The organism is Sarcina ventriculi, from assembly GCF_900456775.1.
GTDB lineage: Bacteria > Bacillota > Clostridia > Clostridiales > Clostridiaceae > Sarcina > Sarcina ventriculi.
The window spans coordinates 1-21,897 of the sequence record NZ_UAUL01000002.1 but is presented as its reverse complement, the minus strand read 5'-3'; the positions used below and the strand labels follow the sequence as shown (position 1 = coordinate 21,897).

At 26.1% G+C, this 21,897-nt stretch carries 23 protein-coding genes; 14 read left to right on the top strand and 9 right to left on the bottom strand.

Annotation, left to right across the window (positions count from 1 at the left end):
* The first annotated feature begins 29 nt into the window (after positions 1 to 29).
* Positions 30 to 1,532, top strand: a complete 1,503-nt coding sequence (yjeM, locus tag DR020_RS03730; RefSeq protein ID WP_265327736.1) for a glutamate/gamma-aminobutyrate family transporter YjeM — start codon at positions 30 to 32, stop codon at positions 1,530 to 1,532.
* 42 nt (positions 1,533 to 1,574) lie between these two features.
* Here the strand turns inward: yjeM and DR020_RS03725 are convergent, their stop codons facing one another.
* Positions 1,575 to 2,894, bottom strand: coding sequence for an aspartate kinase (locus DR020_RS03725; protein WP_055257404.1), 1,320 nt, complete (start codon positions 2,892 to 2,894; stop codon positions 1,575 to 1,577).
* Positions 2,895 to 3,112: 218 nt separating this feature from the next.
* On the opposite strand from DR020_RS03725, the gene DR020_RS03720 reads away from it, so the two are divergent.
* A complete protein-coding gene (locus DR020_RS03720; RefSeq protein ID WP_112365316.1) occupies positions 3,113 to 4,159 on the top strand; it encodes an alanine racemase in 1,047 nt (348 codons plus the stop codon).
* A 95-nt stretch (positions 4,160 to 4,254) separates the two neighbouring features.
* On the top strand, positions 4,255 to 4,506 hold the full coding sequence (locus DR020_RS03715) for a hypothetical protein (RefSeq protein WP_112365315.1): 252 nt from the start codon (positions 4,255 to 4,257) through the stop codon (positions 4,504 to 4,506).
* A gap of 41 nt (positions 4,507 to 4,547) precedes the next feature.
* On the opposite strand, the gene DR020_RS03710 is transcribed toward DR020_RS03715, so the two are convergent.
* Positions 4,548 to 4,952, bottom strand: coding sequence for a PadR family transcriptional regulator (locus tag DR020_RS03710; RefSeq protein WP_112365314.1), 405 nt, complete (start codon positions 4,950 to 4,952; stop codon positions 4,548 to 4,550).
* Positions 4,953 to 5,088: 136 nt separating this feature from the next.
* Here DR020_RS03710 and DR020_RS03705 point away from each other — a divergent pair, with 136 nt between their 5' ends.
* The gene (locus DR020_RS03705) at positions 5,089 to 5,247 is read left to right on the top strand and encodes a hypothetical protein (protein WP_156304282.1); all 159 of its coding nucleotides are present in this window, start codon (positions 5,089 to 5,091) and stop codon (positions 5,245 to 5,247) included.
* A 135-nt stretch (positions 5,248 to 5,382) separates the two neighbouring features.
* On the opposite strand, the gene pulA is transcribed toward DR020_RS03705, so the two are convergent.
* From pulA to DR020_RS03680, 5 genes are all read right to left on the bottom strand, one after another.
* A complete protein-coding gene (gene pulA, locus DR020_RS03700; protein WP_112365313.1) occupies positions 5,383 to 7,659 on the bottom strand; it encodes a type I pullulanase in 2,277 nt (758 codons plus the stop codon).
* Between the two features lie 202 nt (positions 7,660 to 7,861).
* Entirely contained in the window at positions 7,862 to 8,659 is a 798-nt protein-coding gene (locus tag DR020_RS03695) for an SdrD B-like domain-containing protein (protein ID WP_058991783.1), read from the bottom strand.
* A 111-nt stretch (positions 8,660 to 8,770) separates the two neighbouring features.
* Positions 8,771 to 9,862 carry an amidase domain-containing protein gene (locus DR020_RS03690; protein WP_112365312.1) on the bottom strand — a complete coding sequence of 364 codons (1,092 nt, stop codon included), beginning with the start codon at positions 9,860 to 9,862 and terminating at the stop codon, positions 8,771 to 8,773.
* Between the two features lie 43 nt (positions 9,863 to 9,905).
* On the bottom strand, positions 9,906 to 10,229 hold the full coding sequence (locus DR020_RS03685; RefSeq protein ID WP_112365311.1) for a hypothetical protein: 324 nt from the start codon (positions 10,227 to 10,229) through the stop codon (positions 9,906 to 9,908).
* 5 nt (positions 10,230 to 10,234) lie between these two features.
* Positions 10,235 to 10,783, bottom strand: a complete 549-nt coding sequence (locus DR020_RS03680) for a hypothetical protein (protein WP_112365310.1) — start codon at positions 10,781 to 10,783, stop codon at positions 10,235 to 10,237.
* A 180-nt stretch (positions 10,784 to 10,963) separates the two neighbouring features.
* Between DR020_RS03680 and DR020_RS03675 the strand changes: the two genes are divergently transcribed.
* From DR020_RS03675 to DR020_RS03640, 8 genes are all read left to right on the top strand, one after another.
* A complete protein-coding gene (locus DR020_RS03675) occupies positions 10,964 to 12,739 on the top strand; it encodes a penicillin-binding transpeptidase domain-containing protein (protein WP_160110440.1) in 1,776 nt (591 codons plus the stop codon).
* 153 nt (positions 12,740 to 12,892) lie between these two features.
* A complete protein-coding gene (locus tag DR020_RS03670; RefSeq protein WP_112365308.1) occupies positions 12,893 to 13,603 on the top strand; it encodes a pseudouridine synthase in 711 nt (236 codons plus the stop codon).
* A gap of 8 nt (positions 13,604 to 13,611) precedes the next feature.
* On the top strand, positions 13,612 to 14,154 hold the full coding sequence (locus tag DR020_RS03665) for a tRNA (mnm(5)s(2)U34)-methyltransferase (RefSeq protein ID WP_058991775.1): 543 nt from the start codon (positions 13,612 to 13,614) through the stop codon (positions 14,152 to 14,154).
* 29 nt (positions 14,155 to 14,183) lie between these two features.
* Positions 14,184 to 15,068: a MurR/RpiR family transcriptional regulator gene (locus tag DR020_RS03660; protein ID WP_112365307.1), complete on the top strand. Its 885-nt coding sequence runs from the start codon at positions 14,184 to 14,186 to the stop codon at positions 15,066 to 15,068.
* Between the two features lie 74 nt (positions 15,069 to 15,142).
* Entirely contained in the window at positions 15,143 to 16,366 is a 1,224-nt protein-coding gene (locus DR020_RS03655) for a BaiN/RdsA family NAD(P)/FAD-dependent oxidoreductase (protein WP_055257416.1), read from the top strand.
* Between the two features lie 18 nt (positions 16,367 to 16,384).
* A complete protein-coding gene (gene cmk, locus DR020_RS03650; RefSeq protein ID WP_055257417.1) occupies positions 16,385 to 17,035 on the top strand; it encodes a (d)CMP kinase in 651 nt (216 codons plus the stop codon).
* Between the two features lie 5 nt (positions 17,036 to 17,040).
* Complete coding sequence (locus tag DR020_RS03645; RefSeq protein WP_055257418.1) at positions 17,041 to 17,880, top strand: 4-hydroxy-3-methylbut-2-enyl diphosphate reductase; 840 nt, start codon at positions 17,041 to 17,043, stop codon at positions 17,878 to 17,880.
* 41 nt (positions 17,881 to 17,921) lie between these two features.
* Positions 17,922 to 18,722, top strand: a complete 801-nt coding sequence (locus DR020_RS03640) for a GNAT family N-acetyltransferase (RefSeq protein WP_055257419.1) — start codon at positions 17,922 to 17,924, stop codon at positions 18,720 to 18,722.
* Positions 18,723 to 18,775: 53 nt separating this feature from the next.
* On the opposite strand, the gene DR020_RS12225 is transcribed toward DR020_RS03640, so the two are convergent.
* On the bottom strand, positions 18,776 to 18,931 hold the full coding sequence (locus DR020_RS12225) for a hypothetical protein (RefSeq protein WP_156304283.1): 156 nt from the start codon (positions 18,929 to 18,931) through the stop codon (positions 18,776 to 18,778).
* Positions 18,932 to 19,158: 227 nt separating this feature from the next.
* Between DR020_RS12225 and miaB the strand changes: the two genes are divergently transcribed.
* On the top strand, positions 19,159 to 20,490 hold the full coding sequence (gene miaB, locus DR020_RS03635; protein ID WP_055257420.1) for a tRNA (N6-isopentenyl adenosine(37)-C2)-methylthiotransferase MiaB: 1,332 nt from the start codon (positions 19,159 to 19,161) through the stop codon (positions 20,488 to 20,490).
* Positions 20,491 to 20,562: 72 nt separating this feature from the next.
* Positions 20,563 to 20,928, top strand: a complete 366-nt coding sequence (locus DR020_RS03630) for a MazG-like family protein (RefSeq protein WP_112365306.1) — start codon at positions 20,563 to 20,565, stop codon at positions 20,926 to 20,928.
* A gap of 236 nt (positions 20,929 to 21,164) precedes the next feature.
* Here DR020_RS03630 and DR020_RS03625 read toward each other — a convergent pair.
* A partial coding sequence (locus DR020_RS03625) for a nucleotide disphospho-sugar-binding domain-containing protein (RefSeq protein ID WP_265327735.1) occupies positions 21,165 to 21,897 on the bottom strand: 733 nt, incomplete at its 5' end.

The window sequence follows — 21,897 nt, the reverse complement described above, 5'->3', positions numbered from 1 at the left end:
TTAATTAACATAAAAGGGGGAATAAAGCATTGACAAAAACTAAAAAATTGGGGCTAATATCATTAATACTTATGATATTTACATCAGTATTTGGATTTACTAATATACCTAGAGCCTTTTATCTTATGGGATACGGAGCTATACCATGGTATATATTCTCAGCAGTATTGTTTTTTATACCATATGCTTTTATGATGGCAGAGTATGGTGCTGCTTTTAAAGATGAAAAAGGTGGTATTTATTCTTGGATGTCAAAATCGGTTGGACCTAAGTTTGCATTTATAGGAACATTTATGTGGTATACTTCATATATCATTTGGATGGTTAGTGTCTCATCATCAATATGGGTACCATTTTCAAATTTATTATTTGGTAGCGACACCACATCTACTTGGTCATTATTTGGATTAAGCGGACCAAAATTACTTGGAGTTTTAGGAATATTGTTAATATTAGTAATAACTGCAGTATCATCTAAAGGATTAAAGAATATATCTAAAATTGCATCAATTGGTGGTATATTTGTAATGTGCGCTAATGTAGTTTTATTACTTGGTGGAATAATTGTACTTTTTGGAAACGGATTTCATCCAGCACAAGAATTAACTTTATCAGCACTTACAACATCTCCTAATGCTGCATATCAATCACCACTTGGAATGTTAGGATTTGTAGTATTTGCAATTTTCGCTTATGGAGGTTTAGAAGCTGTTGGTGGACTTGTTGACCAAACAGAAAATGCTTCAGTAGTATTTCCTAAAGCTATTAAAATAGCAGCAATTGTTATTGCGGTTGGATATTCTTTAGCTATATTATTCGTAGGATTTTTTACAAACTGGAATGCTGTATTAACAAATCCAGGTGTAAATATGGCAAATGTTTCTTATGTAATATTAAATAATCTAGGTGTACAAATTGGTTCAGTATTTGGAATGAGTGCTTCTGCTTCAGCACTTTTAGGTTCATTATTTGCAAGATTTATAGGACTTTCAATGCTTCTTGCTTTAACTGGTGGTTTCTTTACATTAATTTACTCACCTATAAAACAACTTATTGAAGGTACTCCAAAGGAAATATGGCCTAAAAAATTAACTAAACTTAACAAAGATGGAATGCCTGTTGTAGCTATGTGGGTACAATGTGCAATAGTTATAATAATAATAGCTTCTTCAGCATTTGCAGGTTCAGACGGAAGTAGTTTTTTAAATGATTTAATTCTTATGGGAAATGTATCAATGACAATTCCATATATGTTCTTAGCAATAGCATTTATATTCTTTAAAAAGAATACATCAATTGAAAAACCATTTGAAATGTATAAGTCTAAGAAAGTTGGTACTATATGGGCTATAATAGTTACATGTGTTGTAGGATTTGCTAATGTATTTACAATAATACAACCAGCAATTGAAAGTAATAATTATCGTTCAACTTTCATACAACTTGCAGGTCCTGTAATATTCTCAATAATCGCAATAATTCTTTATATGATATATGAAAAAAGATATTTAAAGAATAAAGATATTTTATAAAAATAAAAGCATTAGGGAGTTTTCCCTAATGCTTTTATTTTTTTATTTTACAAAGGCGTTATATATTGCATTTGTAGCTTTTTCAAAGTCACTATTATCTATACCTATAAGTATATTCATTTCACTTGAACCTTGGTCTATCATTTTTATGTTTATATTAGCCTCATAAACAGCATTAAATATTTTAGCTGCTATTCCAGGGGTTTTAGCCATACCTCGACCAACAGTTGCAATAACTGACATATTAGGATTTACTTCTATTGAGTCAGGATTACATTGCATTTTAATTTCATCTACTATTTCATTTAATTTATTATTAAGTTTACTACTATCTATAACAAGACATACAGTATCTATACCAGCTGGCATATTTTCGAATGAAACACCTTTATTTTCAAGGATAGATAGAACTTTTCTACAAAAACCAAGTTCTGAATTCATAAGAGCCTTGTAAATTGATATAACAGTAAAATCTTTTCTACCAGCTATTCCTGTTACACTTAATGCCTTGGAATCTTTAGATAATTCATCTACGATAAGAGTTCCAGGGTCATTAGGTCTATTTGTATTTTTTATTCTAATTGGTATGTTTTTTTCTCTTACAGGGAAAATTGCCTCTTCATGAAGAACAGATGCGCCCATATATGAAAGTTCTCTAAGCTCTTTATAAGAAATTGTTTCAATAGTTTTAGGAGCTTTAACAATTCTAGGGTCTGCCATTAAAAAACCTGAAACATCAGTCCAGTTTTCATAAAGATTAGCATTTATTCCTGAAGATATTATAGAACCTGTAATATCAGAACCTCCACGCGAAAATGTAATTATGTCACCTTCTTCATTTGCTCCATAAAATCCTGGAATAACTACATTTTCTCTGTTAGATAATAATTTATTTATCTTCTCACGAGTCTTAGCTCTATTATAACTTCTGTCTTCATCAAAAACTATAATGTCAGCGGCATCAACAAAATCAAATCCAATGTATTTAGAAAGAATTAGCCCATTTAAATATTCTCCTCTGCTTGCAATATAGTCTGCAGATGCGCCAGATTCTATTTTTTCTTTGATAGTTTTTAAATATGGTTTTAGATTAATATCTATTTGTAATTCATCTATTATATTTAAATATCTTTCCTCAATAAGTTTAAAGATATCATCAAAAGGAACACCACTTTTTATATGAGCATAACAAAGATATAAAACATCTGTTATTTTATAATCTTTGCTATTTCGTTTCCCTGGCGCTGAAGGAACAACAAATTTTCTATTTGGATTTGCAAGAATTATATCTTTAACCTTTTTGAATTGTTGGGCAGATGCTAAAGAGCTTCCACCAAATTTTGTTACAATAATTTCATTCATATTTTTAGCCCCCAATAATATTTTATATATTTAAAAATTATATATATAAATCATACCAATAACTTACTTTAAATTCAATTAATTAAGGTTAATTTATTAATAAATAATCTTAATAAATATAACTTAATTTAAATTATGCTAGTTTTTGAATTAAATTTATTATATATTATTAATGTAATATAATTATTTAAGACATAAAAAGAAGGCAGGTTTATAAAATGAGTAATTTTTGGTGTGAAATAGATTTAAATGCTATAGAACATAATATAAATATAATAAAAAAACTAATTGGAGATAAAAAATTAATAGGTGTAATTAAAGGTGATGCATATGGACTTGGAATAAACACCATTTCTAAATATCTTGAAGATAAAGTTGATATTTTAGCAGTAGGAAATATAGAAGAAAGTAGACAGATAGATGTAAAAACTGATATATTACTTCTTTCACCTCTTTGTACAATAGAAGATTTTAAAGATGATAGAGAGAATCTTATATTTAGTATAGATAATGAGGAAATTATAAAGGAACTACCTCAAAATACTAAGAAAAGAGTACACATTTATGTAGATACTGGTATGAATAGAATGGGAATAAAAATAAATAGATTGGATAGTGTTATACAAGAGTTAAAATCAAATCATCCTAATATAGAAATTGAAGGATTATACACTCATTTACATAAATGTAAAGATGTTAGATATACAGTATCACAAGTTGGAAGATTTAAAAAGGTAGCTGAAAAATACAAAGAAGAAATACCGTTTATTCATTGTTTAGCATCAAGTGGAATTCTAGATAATGATATTAGGAAGGCAGCAGATTTTACAACTGCAGCTAGAGGAGGTAATATAATATATGGATATGTGGGATATAATAGAGGAATAAAAAAGACATTTACTTATTACGCAGTTCCAGTTAATGTATGCAAGGTAGCAAAAGGAGAACAAGTAGGATATGGCGGATTATTTACTGCTAAATCTGATATGACAGTTGGGGTTTTAGCTTGTGGAAATGTACATGGAATGGGAATAACAAGAGAAACTAAGAACAACCCTATATATGATATGTTTAAAATATTATATAGAAGCATAAAGAAAAGATATGTAATATTTAATGGTGGAAGACCTGTTGAGATATTAGGAAAACCTAATATGAACGTAACTCTTATAAATATGACTGGTTTAGATAAATATGCTAAACTAAAAATAGATTTATCTCCTGTAATATCCGAAAGTAGTGTAGAGAAAGTTTATATAGAGTAAAATAAGACAAGCAGTTTTTATTTGCAATAGAGAATAAAGAAATATATAATAATGCATAGAGTCTAAAGTTGGATTGGAAAGGGAAGTAATAAAAAATGAATACTATAGCTGTAATAAAAGGAATACTTACATTAGGTCTTGTAATATTTATATGCTATATGATAATTAAAGCTAAAAAAGGTGTTAAAAGATATAAAAACACTAATAATAAAAAAATGACCAAAACTGTTTCAAAAAGTTCTAAAGGTAAATCTACATCTAAGAGAGCAAGTATATCTAGAAAATCTAAATCAAGCAATAGAAATTCAAGATATGTTAAAACAAATACTTCATCAAGTCATAGATAAAAATTAAATACTAATAATCCCCCCTACATTAGGGGGGATTATTAGTATTTAAGCATTTTTATTAGCATATCAATAACAGCTTTATTTTTTTCAAGCGCATCAATATAGTTTGCTACATGAAGTTTATAATATTGCATTCCTTCATCTGTAATTGAATATATCTTTTTTGTTCTTTTATTTACAACATCATCTCCAATCCATTTACTTTTTACATAACCTTTTTCTTCAAGATTGTAAAACGTGTCATATATTGTACTAGATGATACTGGAAATGGAAGAGGGGACGTAGAAAACTTATTTCTAAATTCCTCTAAAACTTTATTTCCGAATATTTCTTTACCTTTAGAAAGTTCTTTTAATATATAAAAAGTATATAATTGTTTGGTATTTACGGTATTCCTAGGTGCAACTAATCTTGTTCTACCTTTTTCATTATCAACCTTCATAAAATCACCTCTTATAATAAATTATATTATAATATAATTTATCAGTAAATAAATGGTTTTAATTTATTAACAAAAATCATCTATGTTACATATAATAAATTATGCCTAAGAAGTGAGGTGAGTTTTATGTGTAATTGTGGATGTAATTGCGGAAATAACTGTGGAAGAACAGGATGTAATAATTCAGGATGGAATAATAGTTGCGGATTTTATGGTTGCAACAACAGTTGTAGCAATAATTGTGGATTTGGATACAACGGAGGATATGGTTGTGGAAATAATTGCTGGATATTAATTTGGTTACTTTTCTTATGTGGAGGATTTTGGTGTTAAATATAAATACTAAATATTAGGATCAAAAAAAGAAGACTAATACGTAACGTGTTAGTCTTCTTTTTTTATTAATAAGAAAATATCATAAATTTTATGCTTATTCATACAACACCATCATAGAATGTGATTTCATAGCAGGAATATTTCCATTTTCAACACTTTTTATAATATCTACTCCAGAAGAAGAGCTATCTACAACCATATTCCACTTTCCGCTGTAAGATAGGGGAACAAATGAATTTATATCATAGTTATCAATAGTTGTGGAATTATAAATTATAAGTATATTACTCCATGAATCATTATTGGCATGGTTTCTTATATGGGATATTATAACTCCACTTTTATCATTATTTTGAGGGAAATACACATGTTGATTTCCACGTATATCTAAAGCATTTCTCATTCTAAATGCAGGATGTTCTTTTCTAAGCTTTATTAAACCTTTATAATAATTAAAGATATCCATAAATTTTATTTTATCAACCCATTTAATAGAATTTATTTCATCAGAGCTTTTATAACTATTGTGATCACCTTGTTTTGTGCGAAGCATTTCAAACCCTTCATGTAAAAATGGAATTCCTTGAGAAGTTAATATTATACTAATTGCTAGCATACATTGTCTTACGTTATAATTATCTATAGGTTTTTTAGAAATATTTTTTCTAAATTCGCCAATTTTCAAAGATGAATTTAATGATTTTTCTATTTGATCCCATAATGTATAATTATCGTGAGCTTCAACATAGTTTATACTTTCTTTAGGATTAGTTGTAAGACCATTTATTGAACCTTTAATTCCCTCAACTACATTCCAAGCTTTATTCATATTATGTTGATCTCCATTTACAAATCCCCAAGAAGGGCTGTTATTTCCACGTATAGCATCCCTAAATGTATCATTAAAAATAGAAAAATTATTTCCTCTTTGACATCCCTTATAAGTTCCTGTAACTAATGGTGACCATTCTGCTTTCCAAGGCTCTCCATATATAATGATACTGTTATCTATTTCATGAACTTTTTTAGTAATTTCTTTCATAGTAGTTAAATCAATAAGTTCCATAAGGTCAAAGCGTAAACCATCAATATGATAGTTTTTTATCCAATGTAAATTAGAATCTACTATTAGTTTTCTAACCATAGGTCTTTCAGTAGCTAACTCATTTCCACACCCTGAGCCATTTGTAAATTTTCCAATAGAATTTGTTCTAAAATAATAACCAGGTACTATTTTATTTAAATTTTCTTTAGCATAGACGTGATTATAAACCATATCCATAATAACTCTTATATTATTTTTATGAAATTTAGAAACCATACTTCTAAATTCTTTTATTCTTGCAGTAGGGTTAAAAGCATTAGTAGAATAACTGCCTTCAGGAATGTTAAAATTTTTAGGATCATATCCCCAATTTCTACATTTATCATTTTTAGATTCATCGACAGTTGCAAAATCAAAAACTGGCATTAAATGAACATGGGTTATTCCTAGTTCTTTTAAATGATCTATTCCAGTTTTAGCTCGCATCCCGTTATAGCTTACAGTAGTATTTTCCTCAACTGCCCCTAAAAATTTTCCTCGTATATTTTCACTAACACCCGATGAACTATCTATTGTAAAATCACGAATATGCAATTCATACAAAATAGAATCTTCTATATATGATATGTTGTTAGGTCTTTTATCTAAAACCCATTCTTTTGGTATAAGTCTTGAATCATTTATATCTATTAAAAATCCTTTATCCCCATTAATTCCAGAAGCTATGGCATAAGGGTCCATTGCATAATTAAATTTAGTAGTCATTAAATTATTATCATCTAAATCTTTAAAGTATAGTTTATATAAATAATATTTATATCTATTTTTAGTTTTTTCTACTCTTATACTATGAACACCCGTATACTCATCTAATAGCATATCATATACAAAATTAGGTTTATCTTGTTTTTGAAAACAATCTCTATATACTGCTACTTGAACCTTATATGCAGTAGGAGCCCAAATCTTTAAACTTATACTATCTTTTAAAAATTTTACTCCTAGGTCATTTCCGTCATAATTAAATTTATCAAGATATTCTCTCATAAAAACTTTAATTTTATTTATAGAATTTTTTTTACGAACCTCTAATAAATCGCTTGGTTTTATATTTTTAGGTAACTTTTTTATTAAAATTTCTCTATTATTATCTAGAGAAATTTTTAAAACATTTTTCTCTATTTTACCATTAACAAATAAATCATAATCATCAGCACAATGTATATTTTCATCTAAGTATAATTTAATGCAGTCATCACTATCCATTATTGCAGAATATATTTTATTATTACTGTTAACAAAATCATTTATTAAACTTCTATACATATATTATCTCCATAAAACAAATACTCTTTTAATTTATATTAAAGAATGTAGTTAACATAATATATTAAAAATATAAACAGTCATAAAATTTAATAATTATATCATATAAATTAATTAATAATTTATATGATAAAAATAAAATAATATTCCTTGAAATTATAACCACCTATAAAATAGGTGGTTTCTTAATATAAAAAAATATTTATTGTGGCTGTGACAAAGAAATAACTCCAATATATGCATTATCTAAATCGTGATCACTTACCTTACATTTTATTCCTGAAAATGTTTTACTAGCTTTTGAACCAAATTCTATATCATATTTTGGAGGAGTAAATGCTATCCCATCTTCTATTTTAAGTACTATTTTATATACATTAGAATCTAAATTATTAAAGTCAAAAAAACCATCAATGCTTAAAAATTTTTTAGTAGTGGTCTGTTTAATTAATTTATCCTCTTCATCTAAAAGTGAAATTTTTATTCCATTTATACCAATGCTTCCTTTATCATAAGTACTTGATTGAGATTTATCTAAAAATACTACACCTTTTACGCTAAATGTTTTCTTTAATTTTATAGGTATATCTATGTTATTTTGGTTATTTATTTTTTTAGATATTAAAAGTTGTTTATTTATAAAGTTTTTATCATTTTCTTCTAATAACTCATAATTATTGGGTAAATATAATTTTAAAATATAGTCATCTACATCTAAATTTTTAAATTCATAAAAACCTTGATTATCTGGTTTTACTTTATCTATTGGAGCATTAAGATTTTTATAGTTATACAATTCAATTTCTAAACCATCTACAGGTATATAATTGTCTTTTTCATAATCTTTATTGTTTATATTAACTAATACATTTCCAGATATAATTCCTAAAGTATCTTCTTCATTTTCTATTTTAGTGGTATTATCATTTTCATCTTCTAAAATAACGTCAATTATTTCTACCTGTTCATCTGAAGTACAACTTAATTCATTAAAAATCATATATCCTCCTAAAAATAAAGCTTTAATTACATATCTAAAACTCTATTTGTTATAAATAATATATATTATTATATAAGTTTATTAATATATTGTTACTCGATTAATTAAAAATTAATAATTTACATGTATTAAATGGAACACTATATTACTATTACTCCATCCCAAATCATATGGAACTAATAACCTATCTGCATTATGGCATGTAACTAAAGGATAACCCTTAGAATCTAATCCAGTAACAGTTGATATATGAGTTATTTTTCCCTTGTCTTCATAAGCTACAAAATCTCCAGGTCTAAGTTTAAATGCCTCTTTATAAATATTCTCATATTTTCCTTTGCAAATATAATTTCCTCTTCCGCTATTTACCATATAATTTTTAAAAGCTTGAGCGTTTACCCATGCTTTTGTTCCACTGCCTGCTGAATAATTCCAAATGCTATTTTTCTTAAATCCACCTTCATGTAATATTTGCGAAGCAAAATTTGCACAATCTCCCCCTTGTGAATTAAAGTCTTTATAATTAGAATTATATTTAAAATCACTTCCATTTAATGAAACCCCACAATAGGAATGAGCATAATCCATTGCTTTTTCTAATCTCTCATTTAATATAAAATTAGGATATTTTTGAGCTAAAATAAATTCTTGTATATTATCTGCTTTAATCTTTTTTAAATCTAATGAATCAACTAATGGATCAGCATACCATTCTTTTAATATTGTTAAATTATCATTTTCTATTTTTAAATCTAAATAGTGAACAGATGCTAAACCAAAAGTATTTTCTGTTGAATCATTTAGATAATTATATGTAACATCAGTAGATATAGAACATATTATACTATACACATTATTTGCCTTACTCTTAACATTATTTATTTTTATATTTGACTTAATATTATTAAAATTTATTCCTTGTTTACTAGACCAATTATCTAAATAATTTATCTTTTGTACCTCAGTTTCATAGGCCCATCTAGAAATTTTATTATCTAAATTATAAAAACATCCTAATCCTTCTAAATCTTTAGACAAAATACAATTATTTTTATTAGTAAAGAATTCCTCTAAAACAAATGAAATTTCTTCATCATTATTTATAGTAGCTAAAACATATCTGTTATAACTTATAAAAATAAACATAGTAATAATACAAAATACAATTAATAGGTTAATTTTATTGCTCTTTAGTTTTTTCATTAATCATTCCTCATTTAATCTTTTATTTATATACTTAAAATTTTTATATGGTTATTAAATCATTTTTAAATATATTTGCTGTAAATGTTATATTCATTAATAAATTGCATTCATCATATCCATAATCATTACCATTTTTTATTAATTTTTTCTTGATTTCTTGTTTAGAATTTGATATTTCTATGCTTAGTTTATTATAATCAGTTTTTTCATTTAATTCATGATGAACTTTATCTATATGTTTAATTGATGAAAATGGAGTATTTATTATATAACTATAGAATTTATTATTAGTCATTTCTACACAATCAATACATGTTTTTAAATATCCTTCTATAAAGATAGTTAATTTGTTATTTGAGCTCATTATAACTATTTTCTCTTTATTATTATTTTATTAGTTATATTGTCTATAAATTTTATTGGATTTGAGAAATATATTTGACCTTTAAAACTTTCTAATATATTTAAAGTTAATATAAGAACAGGGGCTTTTATTATTTTTTTATTGTTTTCATTTTTTTCTCTGTTAACAATATCATCAGTAGCTATTACATAATTGCTTTTTGTATTTTGTTTTAAAGTTGAAATCAATAGATTAGAAGCTTTTTTAACACTCTTTTTCTTAAACTGTTCTTTGTATAATGCCATTGCCTTTTCTAGAGAACTATTTATTCTTGATTTATGGTTATTTTTAATTTTTTGAATATATATTTTTTTATTATAAGTATCTTTTATCTTTTTTATATGTTCATCTTTATCTTTTTTATAAATTCTATTTATTTTATAAAATTTATTAGAATATAATTTTTGTTGATTTAATAATTTTAAAGATAACAAAGTCAACATTAATCTATCTTCATAACCGCTATCTTTGTACAAAATAAGTATTATTATAAATAATTTATTTAAATAATCCATATAGCTCCTAATTTAATAATTGCTATATTAATTAATATTAAAAAATAATATTCTTATATCCTATATAGCCTTTATTTGTTTATAAAATATTTTTACACTAGAATAATTTACTTTAAAGTATACAATATGATTATTAAATGTTATAATATTCATAAATTGTATTTATTTAGGAGAAAAAATATGAATTCGAGCAAAAATATTAATAAAAAAAGAATAAAAAATATTATAATATTTTTTATTACTTTATTATTTATTTTAGTTTTGAGAATAAGCTACATAACTATTATAAATGGAAAAGAATATGCAAGTATGGCTTTGGAACAATGGACAAGCGAAAAAAGCATTGATGAGAATCGAGGAAATATATTAGATAGAAACGGGGAAATTCTTGTTCTAAATACTAATTTGTATAAAATAGATTTAAATTTAGATTTAATAAAAGAATATGCAAAAAATAATAATACATCGCTAGAAAATATAGCAAAATCAATATCTGAAATATTAGACTTAACACAAGAGTCTGTACTAAATAAGTTAAATAATTCAAATAATAATTTAATTGTACTATCAAAAAATGCTGAAAAAGAGCAAGCAACTAAAATAAAAGATTTAGGTATAGATGGAATTACTGTAACGACAAATACAAAAAGATATTATCCTAACAATAATTTTGCTTCTCATTTATTAGGCAACATAAATTCTGATGGAAATGGTATTAACGGTATAGAATCATATTATGAAAAAGTATTAACAGGTGTTCCTGGGATATCAATACAGGAAACTAATGCTTATGGAGGGCAATTAGCTTATTCGGAATCACAACATACAGAGGCTGTAAATGGAAAAGATGTTACTTTAACTATTGATGAAAAAATTCAATTTTTTGCGGAAGAGGTAGCTAAAAAAGCTTATAAAGAACAAAATCCTGATTCTGTAACAATAGTTGTTATGAATCCCAATAACGGAGAAGTATTAGCTATGGTAAATAAACCTGATTTTAATCCTAACGATTCATTTAATAATTATTCTAATTTTGCAGGAGAAACAGATAATGATAAATTGCAAAATATGTGGAAAAATAGTGCTATTGCAAAGACTATCGAACCTGGATCTATATTTAAGGTTATAACTTCAGCTATTGCATTAGAAGAAAATATTGCGGGAAATAATGAAAAATATTATTGCTCAGGCTCATTAACAATTGACAATACTACCATAAAATGTTGGAAAGGTCCTGAACAAGGTGGACATGGATTAATAACGCTTGATGAGGCATTAGAAAGCTCTTGTAACGTTGTTTTTATGGAGATAGCATCTAAATTAGGAAAAAATACTTTTAATGAATATATCGAAAAATTTGGATTAAATGAATTATCGGGTATAGATTTACCTGGAGAAATAAAAGGAATAACAAAATCAACAGAGGATATGACTCAAGTTGATTTAGCCACAATATCTTTTGGACAAACTAACACTTTAAATATTATGCAATATATGAAAGCATTAAATTCAATAGCTAATGGTGGCAAATTAATACAACCTCATGTAATGAAAGATATATCTTATATAAATTCAAAGGGTGAGAAAATTACACTTGAATCTTTTGAAGCTACAAGTAGTGATGCGCCTGTGAGTGAAAATACTATCAATAAATTAAAAACTATGTTAGAAAATACGGTTAAAGTTGGCTCTAGTAATAGTGCATATATAAAGGGGTATTCTATATCTGGAAAAACCGGTACAGCAGAAAAAATTAATAAAAATACAGGAACATATGATGAAGAATCAGGATATGTTTCATCTTTTGCTGGTTTTGCACCTTCAAACAATCCAGATATATCTCTTATAATTGTAATAGATCACCCTAAAAGTGGTGAATATTTTGGTGGAATTGTTGCAGCACCTTATGCAAATATTCTGTTTGACAATATATTAAATTATATAAATAGTAATTAATAACAAAAAATCAATGTGGTATCTTGCTTACATTGATTTTTTGTTATTAATATAATGTTATGAAAATTTTGTTTCTAAATCATGCAAAAAGTATTGAAAAATAAAATCTTTTTAATTAAAATATATATGAATTTAAATGTGGAGTGATGTATTTTGGAGGAAAGGTTGCAAAAATATATGGCAAGATGTGGAATTGCCTCTAGAAGAAAGTGTGAAAGCATTATAACTGATGGAAAAGTATCTGTAAATGGAAAAATAGTTTATACTTTAGGGAGTAAAATAGACCCAAATAAAGATAAAGTAACGGTTAATGGCAAGGTTATAAAGCCAGAAGATACTAAAAAATATATAATGCTTAACAAACCTGAAGGATATGTAACAACTAATAGTGACGAAAAGGGAAGAAAAACTGTCTTGGATTTAATTGAGGTTAATGAAAGAATATATCCGATAGGAAGGCTTGATTACGATAGCTCTGGACTTTTACTTTTAACTAATGACGGTGATATCTATAATAAAATAATTCATCCTAGAGTAAAACTTAATAAAAAATATATAGTTAAGGTAAAAGGAATATTTACAACAGATGAAATTAAACACTTTGAATCTGGTGTAGATATTGGTGGATACATAACTGCAGATGCTAAAATAAATACTATAAGAAAGTTTAAGGATTCGTCTGAAGTTTGTGTTATAATTCATGAGGGGAAAAATAGACAGATAAGAAAAATGTGTTCAAAGCTTGGGCATGACGTAATAGCTTTAAAGAGAGTAGCAATTGGCAATTTAAAGCTTGGAAATCTAGAAAAAGGAAAATGGAGAGAATTAAGTTTAGAAGAACTTACCTATATAAATTCTCTTTAAGTGTATATATGTTTAAATATGTAGGAGATATTTCAACAATTTATCAGAATATAATAAATGACTTTATAGAAAAAAAGTTAATTGCAATAGATGCAACCTTAGGTAATGGTTATGATACTGATTTTTTATCAAAAATTTTTAACAAGGTTTATGCCTTTGATGTTCAAAAGGAAGCTATTTTAAATTATAAAGAGAAAAATATTGAGAATGTTTCTTTAATATTAGATTCTCATGAAAATTTTGATAAGTATATAAAAGAAAACGTTGATTGTATAGTATATAATTTAGGATATCTTCCTGGAAGCGATAAATCTATAACAACTAAGAAAGAATCTACATTAAAAAGTTTAGAAAGTGGACTAAATCTTTTAAAAGAAAATGGTCTTATGATTATAGCACTTTATAGTGGACATGAAGAGGGGAAAAAAGAAAAAAAAGCTGTTTTATCTTATTGCGAAAATTTATCAAAGAAAAAGTTTGGAGTAATTTATCAGCAATTTTTAAATAGAACAAATAATCCACCATCTTTGGTGATAATAGAGAAAAAATAAAGGTTTTAAAGTTAAGAAAGGTTTTTATTATGGAGATAGAACAAACTCAGGATCTTATGAAATTAATTCAAATAAAATTTCCAAGATTAAGTAAAGGACAAAAGCTTATAGCTAATTTTATATTAAAAAATTATGACAAGGCAGCATTTATGACTGCTGCAAAATTAGGAGATAGTGTTGGAGTTAGTGAATCTACTGTTGTTAGATTTGCAATAGAACTTGGATTTAGTGGGTATCCAAAGCTTCAAAAGGCTTTACAAGAACTTATAAAAAATAAATTAACATCAGTTCAGCGTCTAGAACTTTCTAATGACTATGCTTGTGAAGAAAATGTTCTAAGGGGCGTTTTAAAATCAGATATAGAGAATTTAAGAGCTACATTGGAAAAAATAAATCTAGAAAACTTTAATTCTGTTATAGATGAAATATTTAAAGCAAAGACAGTATATATTGTAGGACTTAGAAGTTCATCTGCTATTGCGGAATTTTTAGGATTTTACTTACGACTTATCATCAAAGATGTAAGAGTTGTTGCTCATAATATAAGTAACATATTTGAACAAATGATTAATTGTGATGAAGGGGATTTAGTTATTGGCATAGGATTTCCAAGATATGCGCTAAGAACTATAAATGGACTAGAATTTGCTAAAGAAAGAAAAGCAAAGGTTGTAGCTATAACAGATAGTAATGTATCGCCTCTAGCTACAGTTGCAGATTACGCATTAATAGCACAAAGTAATATGGCTTCATTTGTAGATTCATTAGTTGCTCCACTTAGTGTTATAAATGCTTTAATAGTGGCAGTAGGAGTTAGAGAAAAAGATAAGATAACATCAACTTTTTATGAATTAGAAGAACTTTGGAAAAATTATGATATATACTCCTATAATCAAAATAACATAGAAAGATAACTAATTTATAAAAAACTTTAGAAGGGTATGTATTATAACAGTACCCCTATAATGTTTTAAAGGAGTGATTGTATTTGAAAAAAATAGTAGTAATAGGCGGGGGACCTGCTGGAATGATGGCAGCTATTAGTTCTGCTAAAATGTCACATGATGTAGTGTTGTTAGAAGGAAACGAAAAGCTTGGAAAAAAATTATATATAACAGGTAAGGGAAGATGTAATGTTACAAACGGACGTGATATAAGCGAATTTTTTGATTATATACCTGGAAACCCTCACTTTTTATATAGTGCATTATATACTTATACTAACAATGATGTTATAAACTTTTTTGAAGATTTGGGAGTTAAACTAAAGGTTGAACGTGGAATGAGGGTTTTTCCTCAATCTGATAAGTCATCAGATATAATTTTTGCACTTTCTAAAGCACTTAGAGAAAAAGATGTAGATGTTAAATTAAATTCTAAGGTAATATCATGGCATACAGAAAATAATACTATAAAATATGTAAAACTTGAAGATGGAAGAAAAATCGAGGGAGATCATTTTATATTATGCACAGGCGGAAAGTCTTATCCACTTACTGGATCTACTGGAATTGGTCATGAATTATGCGAAAAGATAGGACATAGTATAATAGAACTTAAGCCATCTTTAGTTCCCATAGAACTTAAGGAGGAATGGGTAAAGGAATTACAAGGATTATCGCTTAAAAATGTTGAGTTAACTATTAAAGAAAAAAATGCAAAAAAGCCAGTTTATAAAGAATTTGGAGAAATGATTTTTACTCATTATGGAATTTCAGGGCCGTTAGTTTTAAGCGGTAGCAGATTTATAAAAGATGATAAAGAATTTAATGTTTATATAGATTTAAAACCTGCATTAGATGTAGTAGAATTAGATAAAAGAATTCAAAAAGATTTCCAAAAAAATCTAAATAAAGATTTTAAAAATTCTTTAGATGAATTACTTCCTAAGAAACTTATTCCTATTATAATTAAGCAATCTGGAATTGATGAAAATAAAAAAGTACATTCTATAACAAAAGAGGAAAGAAATCATTTGGTATCGCTTTTAAAAGGGTTGAAATTTAACATTAATGGATTAAGACCATTAAAGGAAGCAATAGTTACATCTGGAGGAATATCAACACGTGAAATAGATCCATCAACTATGAAATCAAGAGTAATAAATAATTTATCTTTTGCAGGAGAAATTATAGATGTTGATGCATTTACTGGAGGATTCAATGTACAGATAGCACTATCTACAGGATTTTTAGCAGGAAAAGAGATTTAAAAAAGGGAGAATTTTAATATGAAAATAGCAATTGCAATAGATGGGCCAGCAGGAGCAGGAAAAAGTACAATAGCAAAAATTATAGCAAATAAATTTAATTTAATGTATATAAATACTGGATTTATGTATAGAGCAGTAACATTAAAAGCTCTTAGAAATAATATAAGTGCTAGCAATATAGATGAGATTTGTACTCTTATTCAAAATACTGATATATATTTTGAAGGAGACGACCTTATTTTAGATGGAGAAAATGTTTCACATTATTTAACTATGCCCAATATAAGTAAGAATGTTTCATCTTTTGCATCGATTAGTGAAATCAGAAAAAAATTAGTGAAAGAAATGCAAAAAATGGCTGAAAAATATGATGTTATTATGGATGGGCGTGATATTGGAACAGTTGTTTTAAAAAATGCAAAATATAAATTTTTCTTGACAGCAACTCCAGAGGAAAGAGCTACAAGAAGATATGATGAATTATTAAAAAAAGGATTACAAGTTTCTTATGACGAAATATTAGAAGATATTAAAAAGAGAGATTATTTAGATACTAATCGAGATGTAGATCCTTTAAAAAAGGCGAAAGATGCTATTGAAATAGATACTACTGGTCTTGGAATAGAAGATGTAGCAAATAAAATCTCACAATATATTGAAAGAAGGTAATTGACATAGATAATATAGTTATAGCAAAGAATGCTGGATTTTGCTATGGGGTAAAAAGGGCTGTTGATGAAGCAATAAAAGCTCAAAAAGATGCCAATAAAAGAATCTACACTTTAGGTTCTCTGATTCATAACAACGATGCAGTAAAGTATTTAGAAAAAAATAATATATTTTCTATAGATGAAAAAAATATAGACTCATTAAATGAAGATGACATAATAATAATTAGGTCACATGGCGTTAAAGAAAGTGTTATAAAAAATCTAGAAAATAGGAATTTAAAGATAATCGATTTAACCTGTCCTTATGTAAAGAGCATTCATTCTAAAGTTAAGGATCATTATGAAAAAGGTTATAAAATTATGATAATAGGAGACAAGACGCATCCAGAAGTTATAGGAATTACAGGATGGTGTAATGATGAGGCAATTGTTGTAAACAGAGCAGAAGAATTAGATAAAATCCCATCTAAAATTTGCGTAGTTGCTCAAACTACTGAAAAGAAAAAAACTTGGAATTCAATAATGGAAAAAGTAGTGAAAAACAGCAAACAAATAGTTGCTTTCAATACTATATGTTCTGCTACTGATATAAGACAAAAAAGTGCTTTTGAAATTTCAATGAACTGTGATGTAGTTATTGTAGTTGGTGGAAAAAATAGTTCTAATACAACAAAGCTTTATGAGATATGTAAAGCTAACTGCGAAAATTCATTTCATATAGAAAATGCGCAAGAACTTACAGATAATATTTTAAAGTTTAAAGGTAAAAAAATAGGAATAACAGCAGGTGCGTCTACTCCTCAATGGATTTTAGATGAAGTTATAAAGAAATTAAAACTTTAAGATAGTATATGTAACACGTATATTATTTTGGAGGACTTAAAATGGAAATAAGTAAAATATCTTTTTTTGAGCATTTTTTATTAAAAAAATTCCCAAAAATCAAGGAACAGATATCTTTTGATTTTTTTAAATACAAGTATGTAAAAGTTAAGATAAATAATAAACTTTTAATGGTTTGGCAATTAGATAGATTTGATTTTGATATAAGTTATATAAATAAAATATATTTTATAGATAAATTAAATCAAAAAGAAGAAACTATTTTTAAAAAGAATAATATAAATACATTAAAGTTTATTTATGAGGTTAAGGATAATAATATGAATAATTTAACTTCTTATGGCTTTTATAAAAAAGATGCTAATATTATAATGACACTTAATCTAAAAGGCAAAAAATTTCCTCTTAAACATGATAATGTTTCTTTTAGACAATTTATTAAAGGAAAAGATGACAGATTAAGATGTGATATTCAAAATGAAGTATTTTATGAAACAGATAGAATTCCTCTTTCTCCAAGGGATATAGCATACGAATACAATAAAAATTTTTTTATTGAGGATATGGCAAAATTTATAACTTTAAATGGAGAAGATATAGGTTATGGTCAAGTGCTTATATTAGACGGAAACTATACAATAGCCAATCTTGGAATATTAAAAAAATATCAAGGAAAAGGATATGGAAAAGAACTTTTATCTTATATTTTAAATTTAGCTTGTGAAAATAATTTATCAGAAATATCAATAAGAGTTAAAGAAAGTAATGAAATAGCTTATAATATGTATAAAAAATTTGGATTTAAAGAAATTTCAAAAATAGATAGTTATGAAATTTTATAGGTTACATTATATTGGCTTTAGATAAATAAATCTAAAGCCAATAAAAAAATATTTTATAATAAATAATCTGTAGATACATAAGAAGTTTTTGTGTTTAAAACACTTGCTGTGATACTGTTTTTATAATAATTTCTCTCATCAAATCTACTTGTCTTATTATTTTTTTCCTTTTGACCTCTTCTTGTTGAATCGTCTAATAAATCATACATAAAAATCACACTCCTTATTTATAAATAGTTTTTCCTAAATAAAAAATAATAATCCCCACAATAAAACAAATTTATTTAAAAATATTAATTTTAAAAATAAATACTTTTAAAAAACATTTACATAAGATATATAGAGTAATTAATACAAAATAATCATAGAAAAAAATAAATAAATATGATAAATTAATTTTATACGTATGTATAGTTTTTAAAATTAGGAGGAAATAATGAAAGACATAAAAGAAAAATATTTCTTCATTCAAACTTATGGTTGCCAAATGAATGAAGAAGATTCTGAAAAATTATCTGGTATGCTAAAAAGAATAGGATATAAGAAAACTGAAATTAAAGAAGAGGCATCTATTATAATATTTAACACATGCTGTGTTAGAGAAAATGCCGAAAATAAGGTTTTCGGAAATCTTGGAATAATGAAAAATATGAAAGAAAAGAATCCAGATTTAATAATAGCTATCTGCGGATGCATGATGCAACAAGAGGGTATGGCAGATAAAGTCTTAAAAACTTTCCCATTCGTGGATATAATATTTGGTACCCATAATTCTTACAAATTCCCAGAATATTTGAATAGGGTAATTCAAGATGGAGTTCAAGTTAAGGAAATAATTAATAAAGAAGAAGGAATTGTTGAAGGACTTCCTATAGATAGAAAAAGTGCTATAAAAGCCTTTGTTACTATAATGTATGGCTGTAATAACTTCTGTACATATTGTATAGTTCCATATGTTAGAGGAAGAGAAAGAAGCAGAAAGCCTGAAGACATTGAAAAAGAAATAAAAGATTTGGTAAATGAGGGATATAAGGAAATAACTCTTTTAGGGCAAAACGTTAACTCTTATGGTAAAGGCTTAGAAGAGGATATAAATTTTGCTGGTCTTTTAAGAAGAATAAATAATATAGAAGGCTTAGAAAGATTAAGATTTATGACCTCTCATCCTAAAGATTTAACAGATGAAGTTATAATGGCTATAAAAGAATGTGATAAGCTTTGTGAACAAATACACCTTCCTGTACAAAGTGGGTCAGATAAGATATTAAAAGAAATGAATAGGCATTATAATAAACAATATTATTTAGATATGGTTAAAAAGATAAAATCAAATATTCCTAATGTATCTATAACAACAGATATAATTATAGGATTTCCAGGAGAAACAGAAGAAGATTTCTTAGATACTTTAGATTTAGTCAATGAAGTAGAATATGATTCAGCATTTACTTTTATTTACTCAAGAAGAAATCATACACCAGCTGATAAAATGGATAATCAAATTCCAGATGATGTTAAACATGATAGGTTTAATAGATTAGTTGAGGCTGTTAATAAATCAGTTGCAAAGAAAAATAAAGAATGCGAAGGAAAAATTTTAGAAGTTTTAGTAGAAGGACCTTCAAAAAATGATGAAGCTAAATTAACAGGAAGAACTAGAAATGGTAAACTTGTAAACTTTGCTGGTTCAGCAGATTTAATAGGGAAATTAGTTTCAGTTAAAATTGTAAAAGCACAATCATTCTCTTTAATTGGAGAATTAGCATAATTTATTTTCAGGTAGCTAGATTTTTAGCTACCTGAAGTTTTAATTAAGTTAAAATAGAAGGAGGACAAATATATGTCTAATAAAGATAAGTTAAATATAGATACTTTATGTAAAGAAGCCCATAAAAATGCAAAAACTAAAGGTTTTTATGAAGATATTGAACTTATACAGTCTACATATGAAATTAACTCTAATGAATATAAAATGTTCTTAAATAATGCTTTAGCTACAAGACTTATGCTTATAAACTGTGAGGTAGCAGAGGCAGTTGAAGGTCTTAGAAAAAATGATATGGAAAACTTTAAAGAGGAACTAGCTGATATATTTATAAGACTTGGGGATTTATGTGGAAGTTTAAATATAAATATAGAAGAAGAAATAATCAAAAAAATGAAGAAAAATAAAGAAAGACCATATAAACATGGTAAAAATTTTTAAATTAACTTAAATATATTAATTTTTTATAAATATTCCTCAATATTATATTAAATATTTTAAGATAATATTATAATTTATACTAAACATAATAAAAATTTTTATTATTTTAAATTTAAAGGGGAAAATTTTATGAAAAATATAGAAAAGAGGTTAGTGTTAGCTATACTTAAAATAGTTTTTAATTAAAAACTAAGAAGTGCTATATTTTTTATATAGCACTTTTTAGTAAATATTAATTAATTTAAAAGTTCATGAATACATTCAGCAGCTTTTTTATATCCACCACTCATTTTTAATGATTCACCTATTTTTTTAGCGTTTTCGCTATATGATGGATTTGACAATACTTCATTTACTGTTTTTTCTATTGATGATGGATTAACGTCATTAATCAATGGAAGTCCTGCACCAAGTTCTGTTACCCTTTCTGCAATTAAAAATTGATCAGCAAATTGAGGAACAACAATTAAAGGAAGTCCGTTATATAATCCTTCACTCGAACTATTCATACCACCATGAGTTATAAATAAATCTATTTGTTTTAAAACTTCAAGTTGTGGAACATAACTATAAATTCTAAAATTGCTAGGTATATCTCCTAATTCTTTTATATCAATTCTTTTTCCAATAGACATTACAACTATTAAATCATCCCTTGAACCTAGAGCTTTTAAACAATCTTTATAAAATTTTAAATTTTGATTGGCAACAGTTCCAAGAGATATAAATACAACCTTTTTATTATCTGGATTGTCTATTTCAAAGTTTTCTAATTCTTTTCTATCAAATATAGAAGGTCCAACAAAGGCAAATTTTTTATCATCAAATTTGTTAGTATATGGTTGATAATATTTAGATGTAAATACTAAGTTTAAATCAACATTATATCCTAAAATAATTTCTTCCATAGAGTTTGGAAGTTCTATACCATAATCTTCTTTTAATTTTGCCATTTCCGGTTTCATTTTT

Bases quoted from the DNA above. Each gene is read 5' to 3' on its own strand.
- DR020_RS03660 (WP_112365307.1), top strand. From the start codon at position 14,184: ATGGAGATAGAACAAACTCAGGATCTTATGAAATTAATTCAAATAAAA.
- DR020_RS12225 (WP_156304283.1), bottom strand. From the start codon at position 18,931: ATGTATGATTTATTAGACGATTCAACAAGAAGAGGTCAAAAGGAAAAA.
- DR020_RS03695 (WP_058991783.1), bottom strand. From the start codon at position 8,659: ATGATTTTTAATGAATTAAGTTGTACTTCAGATGAACAGGTAGAAATA.
- DR020_RS03680 (WP_112365310.1), bottom strand. From the start codon at position 10,783: ATGGATTATTTAAATAAATTATTTATAATAATACTTATTTTGTACAAA.
- DR020_RS03725 (WP_055257404.1), bottom strand. From the start codon at position 2,894: ATGAATGAAATTATTGTAACAAAATTTGGTGGAAGCTCTTTAGCATCT.
- DR020_RS03715 (WP_112365315.1), top strand. From the start codon at position 4,255: ATGAATACTATAGCTGTAATAAAAGGAATACTTACATTAGGTCTTGTA.
- DR020_RS03675 (WP_160110440.1), top strand. From the start codon at position 10,964: ATGAATTCGAGCAAAAATATTAATAAAAAAAGAATAAAAAATATTATA.
- DR020_RS03665 (WP_058991775.1), top strand. From the start codon at position 13,612: ATGTTTAAATATGTAGGAGATATTTCAACAATTTATCAGAATATAATA.
- miaB (WP_055257420.1), top strand. From the start codon at position 19,159: ATGAAAGACATAAAAGAAAAATATTTCTTCATTCAAACTTATGGTTGC.
- pulA (WP_112365313.1), bottom strand. From the start codon at position 7,659: ATGTATAGAAGTTTAATAAATGATTTTGTTAACAGTAATAATAAAATA.
- DR020_RS03720 (WP_112365316.1), top strand. From the start codon at position 3,113: ATGAGTAATTTTTGGTGTGAAATAGATTTAAATGCTATAGAACATAAT.
- DR020_RS03690 (WP_112365312.1), bottom strand. From the start codon at position 9,862: ATGAAAAAACTAAAGAGCAATAAAATTAACCTATTAATTGTATTTTGT.
- DR020_RS03685 (WP_112365311.1), bottom strand. From the start codon at position 10,229: ATGAGCTCAAATAACAAATTAACTATCTTTATAGAAGGATATTTAAAA.
- DR020_RS03640 (WP_055257419.1), top strand. From the start codon at position 17,922: ATGGAAATAAGTAAAATATCTTTTTTTGAGCATTTTTTATTAAAAAAA.
- DR020_RS03630 (WP_112365306.1), top strand. From the start codon at position 20,563: ATGTCTAATAAAGATAAGTTAAATATAGATACTTTATGTAAAGAAGCC.
- cmk (WP_055257417.1), top strand. From the start codon at position 16,385: ATGAAAATAGCAATTGCAATAGATGGGCCAGCAGGAGCAGGAAAAAGT.
- DR020_RS03710 (WP_112365314.1), bottom strand. From the start codon at position 4,952: ATGAAGGTTGATAATGAAAAAGGTAGAACAAGATTAGTTGCACCTAGG.